The sequence below is a fragment of the Pseudomonas sp. IAC-BECa141 genome (assembly GCF_020544405.1).
In the GTDB taxonomy this organism is placed as follows: Bacteria; Pseudomonadota; Gammaproteobacteria; order Pseudomonadales; family Pseudomonadaceae; genus Aquipseudomonas.
In genome coordinates, this window is sequence record NZ_CP065410.1 from 1,121,408 (window position 1) to 1,141,642 (window position 20,235).

Genomic DNA, 20,235 nt, shown 5'->3' on the forward strand with positions numbered 1-20,235 from the left:
CTCTCATTGAGTGCGTGATTTGCGTGCGCGCCCGGTTGATCCGTTAAGAAGATGTCGCAAGGGTGCAAGTTTTGCTATTGACCTGTCACTCAATCGCTTCAGCAGCCGGTGTGGTACGGGCTTTGCTATGAGGTAGTCGTGCAATCAATTTCGCGCCTGGCGGTAACACTATCAGTGAACGCCGGGTGACGGGATAGCAAAGAATCCGGTGATGGATGTTCGCCAATGGCCGCAACGGGCTTAGCGAACGTGAAAGGGCTACCGCCCGTTCGGCCGAATGGTGAGAAGTGAGTTGTCCATGATGTGGATTTTCTCCTACTAGACTCATAGCGAAGGTCCTGCGTCGGTTGACCCCAAAAAAAGCCAACACGGGTCAACAACGCCTCAAAAGGGTGCGACTGGACTCAAGCTCCGACACAACAAGAGCAAAACTGGAGGTTTGAATGAAGATGTTGAAATCCACTCTGGCGATCGTGACTGCTGCTGCAGTACTGGGTGTCAGCGGGTTCGCTCAGGCGGGTGCAACCCTGGATGCAGTGAAGAAGAAAGGATTCGTGCAGTGCGGCGTCAGCGATGGCTTGCCAGGCTTCTCGGTTCCGGATTCCACCGGCAAGATCGTGGGCATCGATGCTGACGTCTGCCGCGCCGTGGCCGCTGCCGTGTTCGGCGACGCGACCAAGGTCAAGTTCAGTCAGTTGAACGCCAAGGAGCGTTTCACCGCTCTGCAGTCGGGCGAGATCGACATCCTGTCGCGCAACACCACCATGACCAGCTCCCGTGACGCGGGCATGGGCTTGAAATTCCCGGGCTTCATTACCTACTACGACGGCATCGGCTTCCTGGTTAACAACAAGCTGGGCGTCAAGAGTGCCAAAGAGCTGGACGGTGCAACCATCTGCATCCAGGCCGGTACCACCACCGAGCTGAACGTTTCCGACTACTTCCGCGGCAACGGTCTGAAATACACCCCGATCACTTTCGACACCTCCGATGAAAGCGCCAAGTCGCTGGAATCCGGTCGTTGCGACGTGCTGACCTCCGACAAGTCCCAGCTGTTCGCCCAGCGCAGCAAGCTGGCTTCGCCGAAGGATTATGTCGTTCTGCCGGAAACCATTTCCAAGGAACCACTGGGCCCGGTCGTGCGTAACGGCGATGACGAGTGGCTGGCCATCGTGCGTTGGGTTGGCTACGCGCTGCTGAACGCCGAAGAAGCAGGCATCACTTCGAAGAACGTCGAAGCTGAAGCCAAAGCGACCAAGAACCCGGATGTCGCTCGTATGCTCGGCGCAGACGGCGAATACGGCAAAGACCTGAAACTGCCGAAGGACTGGGTCGTACAGATCGTCAAGCAAGTCGGCAACTACGGTGAAATCTTCGAGAAAAACCTCGGCAAGAGCACTCCGCTGGAAATCGACCGCGGCCTGAACGCGCTGTGGAACAACGGCGGCATTCAATACGCACCACCAGTGCGCTGATGGTTCTGTCACCCGGCAGGCCAACTGCCGGGTGACGTTCTGTTCCATTATTTCCGGGGCACTTCATGCAAAATTCAATCGGCGCACCAAAGCAGAGGCTCAGCCTCAGCGATCCACGAGTGCGTGCGTGGGTATTTCAGATCATCACCATCGTGGCGGTGGTCTCCCTGGGCTGGTATCTGTTCGATAACACCCAGACCAACCTGCAACACCGGGGTATCACTTCGGGGTTCGACTTTCTCGAGCGCAGTGCCGGGTTCGGCATCGCTCAACACCTGATCTCCTACACCGAAGCGGACAGTTATGCCCGGGTGTTTGTCATCGGCCTGCTCAACACGCTGCTGGTGACCTTCATCGGTGTGATCCTGGCCACAATTCTCGGCTTCATCATCGGCGTCGCGCGCCTGTCGAAGAACTGGATCATTTCCAAACTGGCAACCGTGTACGTGGAGGTTTTCCGTAACATCCCGCCACTGCTGCAGATCCTGTTCTGGTACTTCGCGGTGTTCCTGACCATGCCGGGGCCGCGCAACAGCCACAACTTCGGCGATACCTTCTTCGTCAGCAGCCGTGGCCTGAACATGCCGGCCGCGCAAATGGCCGACGGCTTCTGGGCGTTCGTGGTCAGCATCGTGGTGGCCATCGTCGCCATCGTGCTGATGAGCCGCTGGGCCAACAAGCGCTTTGAAGCGACCGGCGAGCCGTTCCACAAGTTCTGGGCTGGCCTGGCGTTGTTCCTGGTGATCCCGGCGCTGTGTGCGCTGATCTTCGGTGCACCTGTGCACTGGGAAATGCCGAAGCTGCAAGGCTTCAACTTCGTCGGTGGCTGGGTGCTGATTCCGGAACTGTTGGCCTTGACCCTGGCGCTGACGGTGTACACCGCGGCGTTCATCGCCGAGATCGTGCGTTCGGGCATCAAGTCGGTCAGCCACGGCCAGACCGAGGCGGCGCATTCGCTCGGCCTGCGCAACGGCCCGACCCTGCGCAAGGTGATCATTCCGCAAGCGCTGCGGGTCATCATCCCGCCGCTGACCAGCCAATACCTGAACCTGGCGAAAAACTCCTCGCTGGCGGCCGGTATCGGTTATCCGGAAATGGTTTCGCTGTTCGCCGGCACCGTGCTGAACCAGACCGGTCAGGCGATCGAAGTCATTGCCATCACCATGAGCGTGTACCTGGCGATCAGTATCAGCATTTCCCTGCTGATGAACTGGTACAACAAGCGCATCGCGCTGATCGAGCGGTAAGGAATAGCGCATGAGTACTCATACTTTCAAACCCGACATGCCACCGCCGGCCAAGGTCTTCGGCCCGATGGCGTGGATCCGCGCGAACATGTTCTCCAGCTGGCTCAACACCCTGCTGACGCTGTTTGCGTTCTATCTGATCTACCTGGTGGTACCGCCGATCCTCAGTTGGGCGATCCTCGATGCCAACTGGGTCGGCACCACCCGCGCCGACTGCACCAAGGACGGCGCCTGCTGGGTCTTCATCCAGCAGCGTTTCGGCCAGTTCATGTATGGCTACTACCCGCCGGAACTGCGCTGGCGTGTGGACCTGACCGTGTGGCTGGCGGTCATCGGCGTGGCGCCCTTGTTCATCAAGCGCGTGGCGCACAAGGCGGTGTACGGCCTGAGCTTCCTGGTGATCTACCCGATCGTTGCCTGGTGCCTGCTGCATGGCGGCGTCTTCGGCCTCGACACCGTGGCGACCAGCCAGTGGGGCGGTCTGATGCTGACCCTGGTGATCGCCACTGTCGGCATCGCCGGTGCGTTGCCGCTGGGAATTGTCCTGGCGCTGGGCCGACGCTCGAACATGCCGGCGATCCGTGTGGTCTGCGTGACCTTCATCGAGTTCTGGCGCGGCGTGCCGTTGATCACGGTGCTGTTCATGTCCTCGGTGATGCTGCCGCTGTTTCTGCCTGAAGGCATGAACTTCGACAAGCTGCTGCGGGCGCTGATCGGCGTGATCCTGTTCCAGTCGGCGTACGTCGCCGAGGTGGTGCGCGGCGGTCTGCAAGCGATCCCCAAAGGCCAGTACGAAGCCGCGGCCGCGATGGGCCTCGGTTACTGGCGCGCCATGGGCCTGGTGATTCTGCCGCAAGCCCTGAAGCTGGTGATTCCCGGCATCGTCAACACCTTCATCGCGCTGTTCAAGGACACCAGCCTTGTGATCATCATCGGCCTCTTTGACCTGCTCAACAGCGTCAAGCAAGCCGCTGCCGATCCGAAATGGCTGGGCATGGCCACCGAAGGCTACGTGTTCGCCGCCCTGGTGTTCTGGATTTTCTGTTTTGGCATGTCGCGCTATTCCATGCACCTGGAACGCAAGCTCGACACTGGCCACAAGCGTTAGGAGTTTTTTCGATGAGCGAAGCAATCAAAAAGCCAGCGGGCCCTGAAGGCATCATTCAGATGCAGGGCGTGAACAAGTGGTACGGCCAGTTCCATGTGCTGAAAGACATCAACCTGAACGTGCGTCAGGGCGAGCGTATCGTGCTGTGCGGCCCGTCGGGTTCCGGCAAGTCCACCACCATCCGCTGCCTCAACCGTCTGGAAGAACACCAGCAGGGCCGCATCGTGGTCGATGGCGTGGAACTGACCAACGACCTCAAGCAGATCGAAGCGATCCGCCGTGAAGTCGGCATGGTGTTCCAGCACTTCAACCTGTTCCCGCACCTGACCATCCTGCAGAACTGCACCCTGGCGCCGATGTGGGTACGCAAGATGCCCAAGCGCAAGGCCGAGGAAATCGCCATGCATTACCTGGAACGCGTACGCATTCCGGAGCAGGCGCACAAGTATCCGGGGCAACTGTCCGGCGGCCAGCAGCAGCGTGTGGCGATCGCCCGCGCGCTGTGCATGAAACCGAAAATCATGCTGTTCGACGAACCGACCTCGGCACTCGACCCGGAGATGGTGAAAGAAGTACTCGATACCATGATCGGCCTGGCCGAAGACGGCATGACCATGCTCTGCGTAACCCACGAAATGGGCTTCGCCCGCACCGTGGCCAACCGTGTGATCTTCATGGACAAGGGCGAAATCGTCGAGCAGGCGGCACCGAACGACTTCTTCGACAATCCGCAGAATGATCGTACGAAGCTGTTCCTGAGTCAGATCCTGCATTGATCCGATTCAGGCGTTGAAATAAACCCGGACTCAGTTCCGGGTTTATTTTTGTCCGGGTTTTGCCGGTTGCCCTGATTGGAAAATCTGACTACCCTGTCAGCAAATTCATCCCATGATTGGATGACAGGGCGAATTCCATGTCTGAAAACTCTTTATTGATCAAACGATCCCTGGTCGATCAGGCGCTGGATCAACTGCGTCAGCGCATCACCGATGGCAGCTGGCAGGTCGGTCAGCGGCTTCCCACCGAGCCCGAGTTGTGCGCCGAACTTGGCATCAGCCGCAATACCGTGCGCGAAGCGATGCGGGTGTTGGCGTTTTCCGGGTTGATCGAGATCCGTCAGGGTGACGGCAGTTACCTGCGGGCGGTGGTCGATCCGATGGACACGCTCAAGGCGCTGTCCAGATGCTCGCTGGATCAGGCTCGGGAAACCCGGCACATCCTTGAAGTCGAGGCCATCGGCCTGGCGGCCTTGCGCCGTACCGATGAAGACCTCGTCGCGTTGCGCGAAGCGCTGGGTGTCGCCGGCAGCCACTATCACGGCGACCTCGACAGTTACATCCGCTGCGATCTGGTGTTCCACCGGCGTCTGGTGGATGCCGCACACAATCCGACCCTCAGCGAGCTGTATCGCTATTTTTCCAGCATCGTCGGCGCGCAATTGCGCCAGACCCTGAACATCGTCCCCCGTCGCCAGGAAGTCTTCGATTTGCACGTCGCCTTGCTTGAGGCCGTCGAGCAGCGCGATCCGGAGCGGGCCAAAGCCTTGTCGAGGCAGTTGATCAATGAACCTTGAAACCGAGAAAACCATGTCCAGCCCAGAAGTCTCCCCGGCACCCGTTCGCAAGGCCGAGCTCGAAGAATTGTTGATCGACGCCGAAGCCGATGACGAACAAGTGCAGCAAAGTCATCCGTTGGTGCGGCGCCCCTGGCTGTTGCTGCTGGGGTTGATTCTGGTGGCGTTGAACCTGCGACCGGCGCTGTCGAGCATGGCGCCGCTGCTCAGTGATGTGTCGAAAAGCCTTGGTTTGTCGGCCGCTCAAGCGGGGTTGCTGACGACGTTGCCGGTACTCTGCCTCGGTCTGTTTGCTCCGCTGGCACCCGTGCTGGCGCGACGTTTCGGTGCCGAGCGGGTGGTCTTGGGGATTCTTCTGACACTGGCCGGCGGCATCATCCTGCGCAGCAACTTCGGCGAAATCGGTCTGTTCGTCGGCAGCGTGCTGGGCGGTGCGAGCATCGGCATCATCGGCGTGTTGCTGCCGGGCATCGTCAAGCGCGACTTCGCCAAACATGCCGGCACCATGACCGGCGTCTACACCATGGCCCTGTGCCTGGGCGCGGCAATGGCGGCAGGTTCCAGCGTGCCGCTGAGCGAACACTTCGACCACAGCTGGGCCATGGGTCTGGGTTTCTGGGTGATTCCGGCGCTGGTGGCGGCAGTGTTCTGGCTGCCGCAAATCGGCCAGAAGCACGGCGCGCACAACGTTGCCTATCGGGTCCGCGGTCTGCTGCGTGATCCGCTGGCGTGGCAAGTGACCTTGTACATGGGCCTGCAATCTTCACTGGCCTACATCGTGTTCGGCTGGTTGCCGTCGATCCTCATCGGTCGCGGGCTGACCCCGACCCAGGCCGGCCTGGTGCTGTCCGGATCGGTGATCATCCAGCTCGCCAGCTCCCTGGCGGCACCGTGGCTGGCCACGCGCGGCAAGGATCAGCGTCTGGCGATCGTGGTGGTCATGGCGCTGACGCTCGGCGGCCTGTTCGGTTGCCTCTACGCACCAATCGAAGGACTGTGGGGCTGGGCGATCCTGCTGGGGCTGGGGCAGGGCGGTACGTTCAGCCTGGCGCTGACCCTGATCGTGCTGCGTTCGCGGGATTCCCATGTTGCGGCCAACCTGTCGAGCATGTCCCAGGGCTTCGGCTACACCCTCGCGTCCATGGGGCCGTTCGCGGTCGGTGTGGTGCACGACTGGACCGGTGGCTGGAACGCCGTGGGCTGGATCTTCGGCATCATCGGTGCGGGTGCAATCCTCGCCGGCCTCGGTGCCGGACGTGCGCTGTATGTGCAGGTAGTCAGCGAAAAGGTCTGACGCGCGCACACTGTCGGTATTCGGAGTGCGAATGCCGATAGTGTTTCGGGCGTTTGCGGATTATCGTGCTGGCAATCTGTACCTTTCCTGGAGATTGCCCATGAGTGAAGAAGCCCACAGCGCCCTGATCACCCGTTTCTACCAGGCTTTCCAGCGCCTCGACGCCGAGGCCATGGCCGCCTGCTACACCGACGACGTGGTATTCAGCGATCCGGCGTTCGGCGAACTGCGCGGCCGCGATGCCGGTGATATGTGGCGCATGCTCACCACCCGCGCCAAAGACTTCTCACTGACCTTCGACAACGTCCGCGCCGATGAGCGCAGCGGCGGCGCCCACTGGGTGGCGACCTACCTGTTCAGCCAGACCGGCAATATCGTGATCAACGACATCCAGGCACGCTTCGTCTTCCGTGACGGCAAGATCTGCGAACACCACGACCACTTCGATTTGTGGCGCTGGTCGCGTCAGGCGTTGGGCTTCAAGGGCCTGATGCTGGGCTGGACGCCGCTGGTGCGCAACGCCGTCCGTGCCCAGGCCCTGAAAGGGCTGAAGGCATTTCAGGCGAGTCGCTGATAAGATCGCGGCCTGTTTTCCTTACGCCTGAATTGTCCCGTGACCAGCCTCAGCGAAAATCCTCTCGATGCCGACGTACCAGTGAGCAAGTCCTGGTTCGTCTACCTCGTACGCGCCGCCAACGGTTCGCTGTACTGCGGGATCAGCGATGATCCCGTGCGCCGCTTTGCCAAGCACCAGAGTGGCAAGGGCGCGCGCTTCTTTCTTTCAAGCCCGGCGATGGCGCTGGTCTATACCGAGCTGTGCCGCGACAAGAGTGATGCGTTGCGCCAGGAGCGGTTGATCAAAAAACTCAGGAAGAGTGCGAAGGAGTGTCTGGTGGCGTCTTATCGGCCTGATTGATCGGGTGTAAGCGGTAGAAGTCTCTGCATGTCGAAGGCGCTGCCTGAGGCAAACGGCGGGCGAAAAAAAACCGCCTTTGCGGGGCGGTTTTTCTGTAAACGCCGGTTTGCGGCCGGGTTTACTGCATCACAATGGACACACTAGCGTGGACGAAGATTATTCGGCTTTATGCCATCGAGCAAGTGGGAAAACCGTCTCGGTTTCGGCTGAGGCGGTTTTTTTCGAGAACTCTCCAGTGCCTTATCAACCTGACTGATCGGTTCCCATCAGCCGGATCCGTAGGCTGCGAACAAATTGCGCGCTAAGCTGCTGGCTCACTTTCTGTGCGGCGGAGCCGAGCATGTCCGAGTTGATCCTTCATCATTACCCGACCTCTCCCTTTGCTGAAAAGGCCCGGCTGCTGCTGGGGTTCAAGGGCTTGTCCTGGCGTTCGGTGCATATCTCGCCAGTGATGCCCAAGCCTGACCTGACCGCCCTGACCGGTGGCTACCGCAAGACCCCGGTGCTGCAGATCGGCGCCGACATCTATTGCGACACCGCGCTGATCGCCCGTCGCCTCGAGCAGGTAAAGGCCCAGCCTTCGTTCTTCCCGGATGGTCAGGAAATGATCGCCGCCAGTTTCGCTGCCTGGGCCGATTCGGTGGTGTTCCAGCATGCGGTGAGCCTGGTGTTTCAGCCCGAATCGGTGGCGGTGCGTTTCGGCAAGTTACCGCCGGAAGCGATCAAGGCCTTCCTCGCCGATCGTGCCGGACTGTTCAGCGGTGGCAGCGCGACCAAACTGTCAGCCGAACAGGCCAAACATCAATGGCCAACCATCATGGCGCGTCTGGAGCAGCAGCTGCAGCGTGAAGACGGGGACTTCCTGTTCGGCGAGCCGTCGATTGCCGACTTCGCCATGGCCCATCCGCTGTGGTTCCTCAAGGCGACCCACGTCACCGCGCCGCTGGTGGACGACTATCCGGCAGTGTCCGCGTGGCTCGGGCGGGTGCTGGGCTTCGGTCACGGTGCGGCCAGTGCGATGAGTTCCGAAGAGGCGCTGGAGGTTGCACGCAGTTCGAAGCCGGCGGCATTGCCCGATGAGCAGTTTGTCGATCCGAACGGATTCGAAACGGGCCAGCAAGTCGTGATCGCGGCCACTGACTACGGCGTTGATCCGGTGGCCGGTGAGCTGGTGTTTGCCGGTCGCGAGGAGTTGATCCTGCGCCGTGAAGACGAACGTGGCGGCGTGGTGCATGTGCACTTCCCGCGTTTCGGTTTCCGAATCGAGAAACGCTGAAACAACCGAGGGAGCCGATTGGCTCCCTCGTTCATTTCAGTGCAGCGAGAATCTCGTCCGGATCAAACCCGCGAATCAACGTGCCATTGACGTCGATCAGCGGAATCCCGCGCCCGCCCAAAGCCTCGTAAGCCTTGCGTGCCTCGGCATCCTTCTCGATATCGAATTCCTTGAACGGAATGCCTTTCTGATCGAGAAAGCGCTTGGTCTGCTTGCAGTAACCGCACCAGTCCGTGGCGTACAACACGACATGGGCGTTGGCGCGGACCTGCTCGGACGCCATCTGCGATGGGTTGAATACCCGCTCGATCTTGCCCCAGTTCTGATAGACCACGACCACCAGCAGAACCAGCAGAACTTTTTTCAGCACATTGCCGAGCATCAGTTGCGACGCTTCAACTGATCGGTGAGCGAGGTCGGCAGGCCTTTGATGACCAGGGTGCCGGCCTCTTCGTCGTATTCGATCTTCGAGCCCAGCAGGTGTGCTTCGAAGCTGATCGACAGGCCTTCGGCGCGGCCGGTGAAGCGGCGGAACTGGTTGAGCGTGCGTTTATCCGCCGGAATCTCCGGCGACAGGCCGTAATCCTTGTTGCGGATGTGATCGTAGAAGGCCTTTGGGCGCTCTTCGTCGATCAGCTCCGAGAGTTCTTCCAGGCCCATGGGCTCGCCGAGCTTGGCCTGGCTGCTGGCGTAGTCGACCAGGGTCTTGGTCTTTTCGCGGGCGGAATCTTCCGGCAGGTCTTCGCTCTCGACGAAGTCGCTGAAGGCCTTGAGCAGGGTGCGGGTCTCGCCCGGGCCGTCGACGCCTTCCTGGCAGCCGATGAAGTCGCGGAAGTACTCCGAGACCTTTTTGCCGTTCTTGCCCTTGATGAACGAGATGTACTGCTTGGACTGCTTGTTGTTCTGCCACTCGGAAACGTTGATCCGCGCCGCCAGGTGCAGTTGGCCGAGGTCGAGGTGGCGCGACGGTGTCACATCCAGTTGTTCGGTCACTGCCACGCCTTCACTGTGGTGCAGCAGGGCGATGGCCAGGTAATCGGTCATGCCTTGCTGGTAGTGGGCGAACAGCACGTGGCCACCGACCGACAGGTTCGATTCTTCCATCAGCTTTTGCAGGTGCTCGACCGCGACTTTGCTGAACGCGGTGAAGTCTTTGCCGCCTTCCATGTACTCCTTCAGCCAGCCGCTGAACGGGAACGCACCGGACTCCGGATGGAACAACCCCCAGGCTTTGCCCTGTTTGGCGTTATAGCTCTCATTGAGATCGGCGAGCATGTTCTCGATGGCAGCGGACTCAGCCAGTTCGGAGTCACGGGCGTGCAGGACTGCGGGTGTGCCGTCGGGTTTTTTGTCGATCAAATGGACGATGCAATGACGGATCGGCATAGGCTTCTCGGCTGGTGGAAGGGGGGAGGGCGGGCTCCCCCGAAAAAGCGCTCAGTGTACCGCAACCACTGGATTTGGCGCGGGGTGAAGGGCAAATCCGGGTCACCCGACGGCCCTTATGCATTTATTTACCGATTTAGCGCAATAAACCTGACCATTTGGCTAGCTAGAGGCGGATATTTCCTTGTCTCTGTGCTAGTTTTGCCCGGTCTTGTGCGAAGTCACCGCGACAAGCATGCATTCAGCTTTTGTCAGGTCGAACCAAACCTTGATTTCGGCATCTATAACCCCGACTCGTCGTGGTTATCGCCGAGGGTGCCAGATCCAGAAGATCGGGCTCGATGGCTGACACTGCACTCTGCAATCCATATGAATTTGATAGGGAAGGAACACTACATGGCTCTTACTAAAGACCAACTGATCGCCGACATCGCTGAAGCTATCGACGCGCCGAAAGCCACCGCGCGTGCCGCTCTGGACCAACTGGGTCAAATCGTTGCCGATCAGCTGGAAAACGGTGCCGAAATCACTTTGCCAGGTATCGGCAAGCTGAAAGTGACCGAGCGTCCTGCCCGCACTGGCCGTAACCCGTCGACTGGCGCTGCCATCGAAATCCCTGCCAAGAAAGTGGTCAAGATGGTTGTGGCCAAAGGCCTGACCGACGCTGTGAACAAGTAAGACGCAGCGATAAAAAAAACCGTGCACCGGAGCGATCCGGGCACGGTTTTTTTGCGCCTGCTGTTTGTGTTTCAGCAGTAGCGGCGGCTGCTTTGCGCTCAAGCGCCGCCCTGGTTGAAGCGTATTACTTGCGAACCCAGCGCTCGCGCCGCCAGATCTGCTGTTCGGACTTGGTCTGGAAGGTCCAGGCGACGAAGCGGCTCTGCTTCTGCCCCTGGGACATTTCCACCACCTGGCTTTCCAGCGCGCCGGCCTTTTTCAGCGCGGTTTCGATGGCAGGCAGGTTCGAGGCTTTCGAGACCAGGGTGCTGAACCACAACACCTTGTGCGCAAAGTTCGCACTTTCGGCGATCAGTTGCGTCACGAAGCGCGCCTCGCCACCTTCACACCACAGCTCGGCCGACTGACCGCCGAAGTTCAGCACCGGTAATTTGCGCTTCGGATCGGCCTTGCCCAGGGCCCGCCACTTACGCTCGCTGCCCTTGGTGGCTTCTTCCATCGACGCGTGGAATGGCGGGTTGCACATGGTCAGGTCAAAGCGCTCGCCGGGCTCCAGCAGGCCGATCAGGATGTGCTTGCGGTTTTCCTGCTGGCGCAGCTGGATGACCTTGTTCAGGTTGTTGGACTGGACGATGGCCCTGGCGGCGGCCACGGCGGTCGGATCAATCTCCGAGCCGAGGAAGTGCCAGCGGTATTCGCTATGACCGATCAGCGGATACACGCAGTTGGCGCCCATGCCGATATCCAGCACATTGACGATGGCACCGCGCGGAACCACGCCATCGTTGTTGCTGGCCAGCAGGTCCGCCAAAAAGTGGATGTAGTCGGCACGGCCCGGCACCGGCGGGCACAGATAATCGGCCGGGATGTCCCAATGCTGGATGCCGTAGAACGATTTGAGCAGCGCCCGGTTGAACACACGCACCGCATCGGGACTGGCGAAGTCGATGCTTTCCTTGCCGTACGGGTTGGTGATCACGAACTTCGCCAGTTCCGGCGTGGTCTTGATCAGCGCCGGGAAGTCGTAACGACCCTGATGGCGATTGCGCGGGTGCAGGCTGGCTTCTTTACGCGGTTCCACGGGCTTGGCCGGGGTGGCGGAGTCAGGCTTCTTGCGCGCAGGTTTCGGTGTACGTGGGGCGTTCATGGGCGTGGTCGATTCGGGTAGGGCTGAAAGTGGCGGCTATTGTCCCACAGGGCGCTGCGTTGTTGGCCGGAAAAGTGCCGGGCACAAAAAAGGGAGGCCGTTGCGGGCCTCCCTTTTTCAGTGCGATTTGCCGTTACAGGCTGGCAATCCGCGCGTGCTGCTCGGCCAGCTTGGCCAGAGCCTGTTCGGCTTCGGCCAGTTTGGCGCGTTCCTTCTCGATGACTTCGGCCGGGGCCTTGTCAACGAAACCGGCGTTGGACAGCTTGCCGCCAACGCGCTGGACTTCGCCCTGCAGGCGCAGGATTTCCTTGTCCAGACGTGCAAGCTCGGCGTTCTTGTCGATCAGGCCGGCCATCGGCACCAGCACTTCCATCTCGCCAACCAGCGCGGTGGCAGACAGCGGCGCTTCTTCGCCGGCCGCCAGCACGGTGATCGATTCCAGACGCGCCAGCTTCTTCAGCAGCGCTTCGTTTTCGGTCAGGCGGCGCTGATCTTCGGCGGTGACGTTTTTCAGGTAGATCGGCAGCGGTTTGCCCGGGCCGATGTTCATTTCGCCACGGATGTTGCGCGTGCCGAGCATCAGGCCCTTGAGCCATTCGATGTCGTCTTCGGCCGCCGGATCGATGCGCTCTTCGTTGGCCACCGGCCAGGGTTGCAGCATGATCGTCTTGCCCTGAATGCCGGCCAGCGGCGCGATGCGCTGCCAGATTTCTTCAGTGATGAACGGCATGAACGGATGCGCCAGACGCAGCGCCACTTCCAGTACGCGAACCAGCGTGCGGCGGGTACCGCGCTGACGCTCGACCGGCGCGTTTTCGTCCCACAGCACAGGCTTGGACAGTTCCAGGTACCAGTCGCAGTACTGGTTCCAGATGAACTCGTACAGCGCTTGCGCCGCCAGGTCGAAACGGAACTGATCCAGTTGACGGGTCACTTCGGCTTCGGTGCGTTGCAACTGCGAGATGATCCAGCGGTCTGCCAGCGACAGCTCGTAGGCTTCGCCGTTCTGGCCGCAGTCTTCGCCCTTGTCCAGAACATAACGCGCGGCGTTCCAGATCTTGTTGCAGAAGTTGCGATAGCCTTCGACGCGGCCCATATCGAACTTGATGTCGCGACCGGTGGAGGCCAGCGAGCAGAAGGTGAAGCGCAGGGCGTCGGTGCCGTAGCTGGCGATGCCGTCGGCGAACTCTTCGCGGGTCTGCTTCTCGATCTTCTTCGCCAGCTTCGGCTGCATCAGGCCGGACGTGCGCTTCTGCACCAGGGTTTCCAGCTCGATGCCGTCGATGATGTCCAGCGGGTCCAGGACGTTGCCCTTGGACTTGGACATCTTCTGGCCCTGGCCATCACGCACCAGACCGTGTACGTAAACGGTCTTGAACGGAACCTGCGGCGTGCCGTCCTCGTTCTTGATCAGGTGCATCGTCAGCATGATCATCCGGGCGACCCAGAAGAAAATGATGTCGAAACCGGTGACCAGCACGTCGGTGGAGTGGAATTTCTTCAGGAACTCGGTCTTTTCCGGCCAGCCCAGGGTAGAGAAGGTCCACAGGCCCGAACTGAACCAGGTGTCGAGCACGTCGTTGTCCTGTTGCAGCGCAACGTCCGGGCCGAGGTTGTGCTTGGTGCGCACTTCGGCTTCGTCGCGACCCACGTAGACCTTGCCCGACTCGTCGTACCAGGCCGGAATCCGGTGGCCCCACCACAGCTGACGGCTGATGCACCAGTCCTGGATGTCGCGCATCCACGAGAAGTACATGTTTTCGTACTGCTTCGGCACGAACTGGATACGGCCGTCTTCAACGGCAGCAATCGCAGGCTCGGCCAGCGGTTTGGTGGACACGTACCACTGGTCGGTCAGCCACGGTTCGATGACGGTGCCGGAGCGGTCGCCTTTCGGCACTTTCAGGTTGTGATCGTCGACGCTGACCAGCAGGCCGGCCGCGTCGAACGCGGCCACGATCTGCTTGCGTGCCTCGAAACGTTCGAGGCCGGCGTACTCGGCCGGAATCTTGCCGTCGATGCTGTCGTTCAGCGTGCCGTCGAGGTTGAACACTTGCGCTGCCGGCAGCACGTTGGCGTTCTTGTCGAAGATGTTCAGCAGCGGGAGGTTGTGGCGCTTGCCGACTTCATAGTCGTTGAAATCGTGGGCCGGGGTGATTTTCACGCAGCCGGTGCCGAACTCAGGATCGCAGTAATCGTCGGCGATGATCGGAATGCGGCGGCCGACCAGCGGCAGCTCGACAAACTTGCCGATCAGGGCTTTGTAGCGCTCGTCGTTCGGGTTCACCGCGACGGCGGAGTCGCCGAGCATGGTTTCCGGACGGGTGGTCGCGACGATCAGGAAGTCGTTGCCTTCAGCGGTTTTCGCGCCGTCGGCCAGCGGGTACTTCAGGTTCCACAGGAAACCTTTCTCGTCATGGTTTTCCACTTCGAGGTCGGAAATCGCCGTGTGCAGCTTGGTGTCCCAGTTGACCAGGCGCTTGCCGCGGTAGATCAGACCGTCTTCGTGCAGGCGCACGAACGCTTCTTTAACGGCTTCGGAGAGGCCGTCATCCATGGTGAAGCGCTCGCGGCTCCAGTCCACGGACGAGCCGAGGCGGCGGATCTGACGGCTGATGTTGCCGCCGGACTGATCCTTCCACTCCCAGACTTTTTCGAGGAATTTCTCGCGGCCCAGATCGTGGCGATTCTGGCCCTGAGCTTCGAGTTGACGCTCCACCAGCATCTGCGTGGCGATACCGGCGTGGTCGGTGCCCGGCTGCCACAGGGTATTGCGACCCTGCATGCGGCGGAAACGGATCAGGGCGTCCATGATCGCGTTGTTGAAACCGTGACCCATGTGCAGGCTGCCGGTGACGTTCGGCGGCGGGATCATGATGGTGTAGGAGTCGCCCGCGCCTTGCGGGGCGAAGTAGTTCTCGGACTCCCAGGTGTTGTACCAGGAAGTTTCAATGGCGTGCGGCTGGTAGGTCTTATCCATGCGCGGCGGGACCCTATTGGCATTTATTCAGGAAAAGCCGGGAAGTATAGCGGGGCATGGGGCGCAGGGCGAGCGGGGCGGGCCGGGTGGAGGGCTAAATGTGGGAGCTGGCTGACCAGCGATGGCGGCGGCGCGGTTTTTCAGGAAAGCCGCCGTGATGCTGTCGCTGGCCAGTCAGCTCCTACAGGAGATCGGGGGGATTATTCATACTGGCCGAGAAGCCGTTCCATCCGCGCCTCGAGGCGACGTTTGATTTCGGTTTCGATGTGTGGTGCGAAATCGTCGATCACGTCCTGCATGATCAGTTGCGCGGCGGCGCGCAGTTCGCTGTCCAGGTGCAGGAGCGCGTCGGGACCTTTATCCACAGGTGCAGCGGCAGGCTGCGGGGCAGGCGTCGGCGGGGGTGCAGCTTCGGCGGCTTGCGGTGTGTTGTCGATCGAATCGAACAACATCGGAATCTGTTCCTGTTCGCCATCATCGACCGTGTCGGTCAGCAGCGGCGGTTGCAGGTTGTCATCACCGAGCAACTGGCGGATCGACTCGAGATCATCCAGCAGGTGCGCGGGTTTTTGCAGCGGTTTTGGAGTGTCCATCGGCGTACTCAGAGTCGCTGTAAACGGTGGTCTTGCAGAGGATAGCCCTGTTCGCGGTAGAAACGGAAACTCTCCCGCGCCGCAGTGCGAATCGTCGGATCTTCCACCACAACCTCCGCCACCCGGGCGAATTTGTTGGCGAAAGCCGGGACTTTCAGGTCGAGGTTGACCAGCAAGTCCGCGTGCTGGCCGCAGTCATCGCCCAATCCCAACACGATCAAACCTTCCGGTTCGCTTTCAGCCGGGCCGTGAGGCACGAAGGTTTCGCCCTTGAACGCCCACAGCCGCGCATCGAGATCATCACGCTGGGCGGCATCGCTGCAATGCAGGTAGATGCGGTGGCCCATGCGCCACGCTTTCTCGGTGAGCTTGCAGGCAAAGTCCAGGCGAGCCGAAGGATCGGCGCTGGGCAGGATATAAAAGTCGACTTTGGTCATTGCGGTTCCTGAGCTGAAAGCGGCGCCTCTCAAGAAAGGCGCCGCCCGCAGTCATCGGTTTCAGGCTTTGGCGCGGTCCAGCAGGTATTGGGTCAGCAGTGGAACCGGACGGCCAGTGGCGCCCTTGTCCTTGCCGCCGCTGGTCCAGGCGGTGCCTGCAATGTCCAGGTGTGCCCAGTTCAGTTTTTTGGTGAAGCGCGACAGGAAGCAGGCGGCGGTGATGGTGCCGGCTTTCGGACCGCCGATGTTGGCGATGTCGGCGAACGGGCTGTCCAGTTGCTCCTGGTACTCATCGAACAGCGGCAGTTGCCAGGCGCGGTCGTCGGCAGCCTTGCCGGCGCTCAGCAGTTGCTCGATCAGCTCGTCGTTGTTGCCCAGCAGGCCTGACGTGTGGGCGCCCAGAGCAACGACGCAGGCACCGGTCAGGGTGGCGATGTCGATTACCGCTTGCGGCTTGAAGCGCTCGGAGTAGGTCAGGGCGTCGCACAGCACCAGACGGCCTTCGGCGTCGGTGTTGAGGATTTCCACGGTCTGGCCGCTCATGGTGGTGACGATGTCGCCCGGACGCGAAGCCGTGCCGCTCGGCATGTTCTCGGCGCAGGCGAGGATGCACACCAGGTTGATCGGCAGTTTCAGTTCCAGCACGGCGCGCAGGGTACCGAACACGCTGGCGGCGCCGCCCATGTCGTACTTCATCTCGTCCATGCCGGCGCCCGGCTTCAGGCTGATGCCGCCGGTGTCGAAGGTGATGCCTTTACCGACCAGCGCGTACGGCTTCTCGGATTTCTTGCCGCCGTTGTATTGCATGACGATCAGACGCGGCGGCTGGGCGCTGCCCTGGCCGACGGCGTAGAACGAACCCATGCCCAGCGACTTGATCTTCTTCTCGTCGAGGACTTCGACTTTCAGATCCTTGAACTCTTTGCCGAGGTTCTTGGCCTGTTCGCCCAGGAAAGTCGGGTGGCAGATGTTCGGCGGCAGGTTGCCCAGGTTGCGGGTGAACGCCATGCCGTTGGCGATCGCAGTGGCGTGGTTCACGGCGCGCTGCACTTCGGCCTGAGCGGCCTTGATGGTCAGCAGAGTGATCTTCTTCAGGGCGCGCGGTTCGGCTTTCTGGCTCTTGAACTGGTCGAAGGTGTATTCGCCGTCGATCAGGGTTTCGGCCAGCAGTCGGGTCTTGCCGTAGCTGTCGCGGTTCTTGACGATGATTTCATCGAGCGCCAGCACGGCGTCGCTGCCACCCAGGCCTTTAAGCGTGTTGAGGATGCCGGCGACGATCTTGCGGAACGGACGGTCGCCCAGTTCTTCATCCTTGCCCACGCCGACCAGCAGCACGCGTTCGGCTTTCAGGTTCGGCAGGCTGTGCAGCAACAGGCTCTGACCGACCTTGCCGGCCAGGTCGCCACGCTTGAGCACGGCGCTGATGGCGCCGCCGCTCAGTTCGTCGACCTGCCTGGCGGCAACACCGAGTTTGCGGCCTTCGCCGATAGCAACCACCAGGGTGGCGGTTTTCAACGTTTCTGGGCTAACGCTTTTTACAACCAGTTCCATGTCCGGATCCCTGAATGAATGGTCAACACGCAGGCGTTCGACGTGTCCGCCGTCGCCTGCTTATAGAGAGAAGAGGCGCAGGCCAGTGCCCGCGACAGAGGCGGCAGTTTGAACCTCGCTCACCGCGCCTGACAACCCTCGGTTGTACGATCTTCAACGGATTGCATGCTTGCGTGAGTGTGTGCAGTGACAGGCGCCCTCAATCACAGGATAATGCCGCATCTTTTTTCGACGGCTCTGCCTTGCGGGCCCGTCGATACGTTTGCTTGTTTGGCCGCCTTAGCCTGACAACCCTGGAGTGTCTGGTTTGATCGTCTTCCGTTATCTGTCCCGCGAAGTCCTGTTGACCCTGAGTGCGGTAAGCGCCGTGCTGCTGGTCATCATCATGAGCGGTCGCTTCATCAAATACCTCGCCCAGGCCGCTGCGGGCCAGCTCGATCCGGGATCGCTGTTCCTGATCATGGGCTACCGTCTGCCGGGCTTCCTGCAACTGATCCTGCCGCTGGGCCTGTTTCTCGGGATCCTGCTGGCGTACGGCCGGTTGTACCTGGAAAGCGAAATGACCGTGCTCTCGGCCACCGGCATGAGTCAGCAGCGTCTGTTTCGCATGACCCTGTTCCCGGCCACCCTGGTGGCGCTGGTGGTGGCATGGCTGAGCCTGAGCCTGGCCCCGCAAGGCGCCAACCAGTTCCAGCTGCTGCTGAACAAGCAGGACGCCCTGACCGAGTTCGACACCCTCGAGCCCGGCCGTTTCCAGGCCCTGCGCGACGGTACGCGGGTGACCTACACCGAAACCCTGAGCGACGATCGGGTCAACCTCGGCAGCGTGTTCATCTCGCAGAAGAACCTCGGCGCCAACCAGAAGGATCGCGGCATTTCCGTGCTGGTGGCAGAAAAGGGCCGTCAGGAAGTGCGTCCCGACGGCAACCGCTACCTGATCCTCGACAACGGCTACCGCTACGACGGCAGCCCGGGTCAGGCCAACTATCGCGCCATCCACTACGAAACCTACGGCGTGCTGCTGCCCAAGCCGGATGTCAGCGAGGAAGTCACCGACCGTGACGCCATGCCGACCTCGTCTTTGCTGGGCAGCGACGACATCCGCTCGAAAACCGAATTGCAATGGCGCCTGTCGCTGCCGTTGCTGGTGTTCATCGTGACCCTGATGGCGGTGCCGCTGTCGCGGGTCAACCCGCGTCAGGGGCGTTTCCTCAAGCTGCTGCCGGCGATTCTTCTTTATATGGCTTACCTGACCATCCTGATTGCCGCCCGCGGCGCCCTTGAAAAAGGCAAGATTCCACCGTCGCTCGGTTTGTGGTGGGTGCACGCGATCTTCCTGTTCATCGGCCTGGGCCTGTTGTACTGGGAACCTCTGCGCCTGAAGCTGGCCAGCCGTCGCAGCGCTGCGCTGGAGGTGGCCCGTGGTTAAACTCGACCGCTACATCGGCAGCAGCGTATTCATTGCGATCATCGCAGTGCTGGCGATCATTCTCGGCCTGGCGACCTTGTTCGCGTTCATCGACGAGATGGGCGACGTCAGTGACACCTACACCCTGGTCGATGTCCTGAGTTTCGTGCTCCTGACCGCGCCACGCCGCATGTACGACATGCTGCCGATGGCGGCGCTGATCGGCTGTCTGATCGGCCTCGGCAGTCTGGCGAGCAGCAGCGAACTGACGGTAATGCGCGCTGCCGGTGTGTCCATCGGGCGCATCGTCTGGGCGGTAATGAAACCGATGCTGGTGCTGATGCTGGCCGGTGTGCTGATCGGCGAGTACGTGGCGCCGGTCACCGAAAGCATGGCCCAGGCCAACCGTTCGCTGGCGCAAGGCAGCGGCGACGCGCAAAGCGCCAAGCACGGCATGTGGCACCGCCAGGGCGAGGAGTTCATTCACATCAACTCCGTACAGCCCAACGGTCGCCTGTATGGCGTGACTCGCTATCACTTTGACAAAGAGCGTCATCTGCTGAGCTCCAGCTTCGCCAAGCGCGCCGAGTTCGATACCGATCACTGGCAGCTGACCGACGTAACGACCACCAGATTCCACGAGCGCAGTACCGAAGTGGTCAATACACCGGTCGAGCGTTGGGATGTCTCGCTGAGCCCGCAATTGCTGAGCACTGTGGTGATGGCGCCGGAATCGCTGTCGATCACCGGCCTGTGGGGTTATATCCACTACCTGGCCGATCAGGGCCTGAGCAACGGTCGTTACTGGCTGGCATTTTGGGTCAAGGTGTTGCAGCCGCTGGTGACCGCTGCCCTGGTACTGATGGCGATCTCCTTCATCTTCGGTCCGTTGCGTTCGGTGACCCTCGGTCAGCGGGTATTCACCGGTGTGCTGGTGGGTTTCACCTTCCGCATCGTTCAGGATCTGCTGGGTCCATCCAGTCTGGTGTTCGGGTTCTCGCCGCTGTTCGCGGTGCTGGTGCCGGCTGGCGTATGTGCGCTGGCGGGTGTCTGGCTGTTGCGTCGAGCCGGTTGATGAACAAGGTTTCACCCACGCTTTAGCCTTGGAAACGCCTCGGTCGTCAGATCGGGGCGTTTTTGCATGCAATCCGGGTGACAGGCGAACG

The 20,235-nt window shown here is 60.9% G+C and carries 19 protein-coding genes; 12 read left to right on the forward strand and 7 right to left on the reverse strand.

The features are described 5' to 3' along the window. Positions 1-443: 443 nt before the first annotated feature. The 9 genes from I5961_RS04955 (at position 444) to I5961_RS04995 (ending at position 8,889) form a co-directional block, all read left to right on the forward strand. Positions 444-1,475 carry an amino acid ABC transporter substrate-binding protein gene (locus I5961_RS04955; protein ID WP_085698551.1) on the forward strand — a complete coding sequence of 344 codons (1,032 nt, stop codon included), beginning with the start codon at positions 444-446 and terminating at the stop codon, positions 1,473-1,475. 65 nt (positions 1,476-1,540) lie between these two features. Continuing rightward, positions 1,541-2,722, forward strand: coding sequence for an amino acid ABC transporter permease (locus I5961_RS04960; RefSeq protein WP_085702523.1), 1,182 nt, complete (start codon positions 1,541-1,543; stop codon positions 2,720-2,722). A gap of 10 nt (positions 2,723-2,732) precedes the next feature. Then, on the forward strand, positions 2,733-3,830 hold the full coding sequence (locus I5961_RS04965; protein WP_085698553.1) for an amino acid ABC transporter permease: 1,098 nt from the start codon (positions 2,733-2,735) through the stop codon (positions 3,828-3,830). 11 nt (positions 3,831-3,841) lie between these two features. Beyond that, on the forward strand, positions 3,842-4,606 hold the full coding sequence (locus tag I5961_RS04970) for an amino acid ABC transporter ATP-binding protein (protein ID WP_085698554.1): 765 nt from the start codon (positions 3,842-3,844) through the stop codon (positions 4,604-4,606). Between the two features lie 137 nt (positions 4,607-4,743). Next, positions 4,744-5,403, forward strand: a complete 660-nt coding sequence (locus I5961_RS04975; RefSeq protein ID WP_085698555.1) for a FadR/GntR family transcriptional regulator — start codon at positions 4,744-4,746, stop codon at positions 5,401-5,403. Beyond that, positions 5,393-6,697, forward strand: coding sequence for a CynX/NimT family MFS transporter (locus I5961_RS04980; protein WP_227234532.1), 1,305 nt, complete (start codon positions 5,393-5,395; stop codon positions 6,695-6,697). The genes I5961_RS04975 and I5961_RS04980 overlap by 11 nt, the downstream gene beginning before the upstream one ends. 100 nt (positions 6,698-6,797) lie before the next feature. Continuing rightward, positions 6,798-7,271 carry a nuclear transport factor 2 family protein gene (locus tag I5961_RS04985; RefSeq protein ID WP_227234533.1) on the forward strand — a complete coding sequence of 158 codons (474 nt, stop codon included), beginning with the start codon at positions 6,798-6,800 and terminating at the stop codon, positions 7,269-7,271. Between the two features lie 39 nt (positions 7,272-7,310). After that, positions 7,311-7,613, forward strand: a complete 303-nt coding sequence (locus I5961_RS04990; RefSeq protein ID WP_085698557.1) for a GIY-YIG nuclease family protein — start codon at positions 7,311-7,313, stop codon at positions 7,611-7,613. Positions 7,614-7,953: 340 nt separating this feature from the next. After that, on the forward strand, positions 7,954-8,889 hold the full coding sequence (locus tag I5961_RS04995) for a glutathione S-transferase family protein (protein WP_085698558.1): 936 nt from the start codon (positions 7,954-7,956) through the stop codon (positions 8,887-8,889). A gap of 31 nt (positions 8,890-8,920) precedes the next feature. On the opposite strand, the gene I5961_RS05000 is transcribed toward I5961_RS04995, so the two are convergent. Further along, a complete protein-coding gene (locus tag I5961_RS05000; RefSeq protein ID WP_007957354.1) occupies positions 8,921-9,271 on the reverse strand; it encodes a glutaredoxin family protein in 351 nt (116 codons plus the stop codon). Next, positions 9,271-10,275, reverse strand: coding sequence for a nucleoid-associated protein YejK (gene yejK / locus I5961_RS05005; protein WP_085702527.1), 1,005 nt, complete (start codon positions 10,273-10,275; stop codon positions 9,271-9,273). The genes I5961_RS05000 and yejK overlap by 1 nt, the downstream gene beginning before the upstream one ends. A gap of 396 nt (positions 10,276-10,671) precedes the next feature. Here yejK and I5961_RS05010 point away from each other — a divergent pair, with 396 nt between their 5' ends. Next, entirely contained in the window at positions 10,672-10,953 is a 282-nt protein-coding gene (locus I5961_RS05010; protein WP_085698560.1) for an HU family DNA-binding protein, read from the forward strand. A 124-nt stretch (positions 10,954-11,077) separates the two neighbouring features. Here the strand turns inward: I5961_RS05010 and rlmF are convergent, their stop codons facing one another. The 5 genes from rlmF to I5961_RS05035 form a co-directional block, all read right to left on the reverse strand. Next, positions 11,078-12,100, reverse strand: a complete 1,023-nt coding sequence (gene rlmF, locus I5961_RS05015; RefSeq protein WP_085698561.1) for a 23S rRNA (adenine(1618)-N(6))-methyltransferase RlmF — start codon at positions 12,098-12,100, stop codon at positions 11,078-11,080. A gap of 133 nt (positions 12,101-12,233) precedes the next feature. Further along, positions 12,234-15,080 (reverse strand): valine--tRNA ligase, encoded by a 2,847-nt coding sequence (locus tag I5961_RS05020; RefSeq protein ID WP_227234535.1) that lies wholly within the window; start codon positions 15,078-15,080, stop codon positions 12,234-12,236. A 200-nt stretch (positions 15,081-15,280) separates the two neighbouring features. After that, positions 15,281-15,673, reverse strand: coding sequence for a DNA polymerase III subunit chi (locus tag I5961_RS05025; protein ID WP_085697240.1), 393 nt, complete (start codon positions 15,671-15,673; stop codon positions 15,281-15,283). An 8-nt stretch (positions 15,674-15,681) separates the two neighbouring features. Continuing rightward, a complete protein-coding gene (locus I5961_RS05030; protein WP_085697241.1) occupies positions 15,682-16,110 on the reverse strand; it encodes a DNA polymerase III subunit chi in 429 nt (142 codons plus the stop codon). Positions 16,111-16,170: 60 nt separating this feature from the next. Then, the gene (locus I5961_RS05035; protein ID WP_227234537.1) at positions 16,171-17,661 is read right to left on the reverse strand and encodes a leucyl aminopeptidase; all 1,491 of its coding nucleotides are present in this window, start codon (positions 17,659-17,661) and stop codon (positions 16,171-16,173) included. A gap of 307 nt (positions 17,662-17,968) precedes the next feature. Here I5961_RS05035 and lptF point away from each other — a divergent pair, with 307 nt between their 5' ends. Both lptF and lptG read left to right on the forward strand, forming a co-directional pair. After that, positions 17,969-19,090 (forward strand): LPS export ABC transporter permease LptF, encoded by a 1,122-nt coding sequence (gene lptF, locus I5961_RS05040; protein ID WP_085697243.1) that lies wholly within the window; start codon positions 17,969-17,971, stop codon positions 19,088-19,090. Beyond that, complete coding sequence (lptG, locus tag I5961_RS05045; RefSeq protein WP_085697244.1) at positions 19,083-20,144, forward strand: LPS export ABC transporter permease LptG; 1,062 nt, start codon at positions 19,083-19,085, stop codon at positions 20,142-20,144. Before lptF ends, lptG begins: the two co-directional genes overlap by 8 nt. The last annotated feature ends 91 nt before the right edge of the window (positions 20,145-20,235 follow it).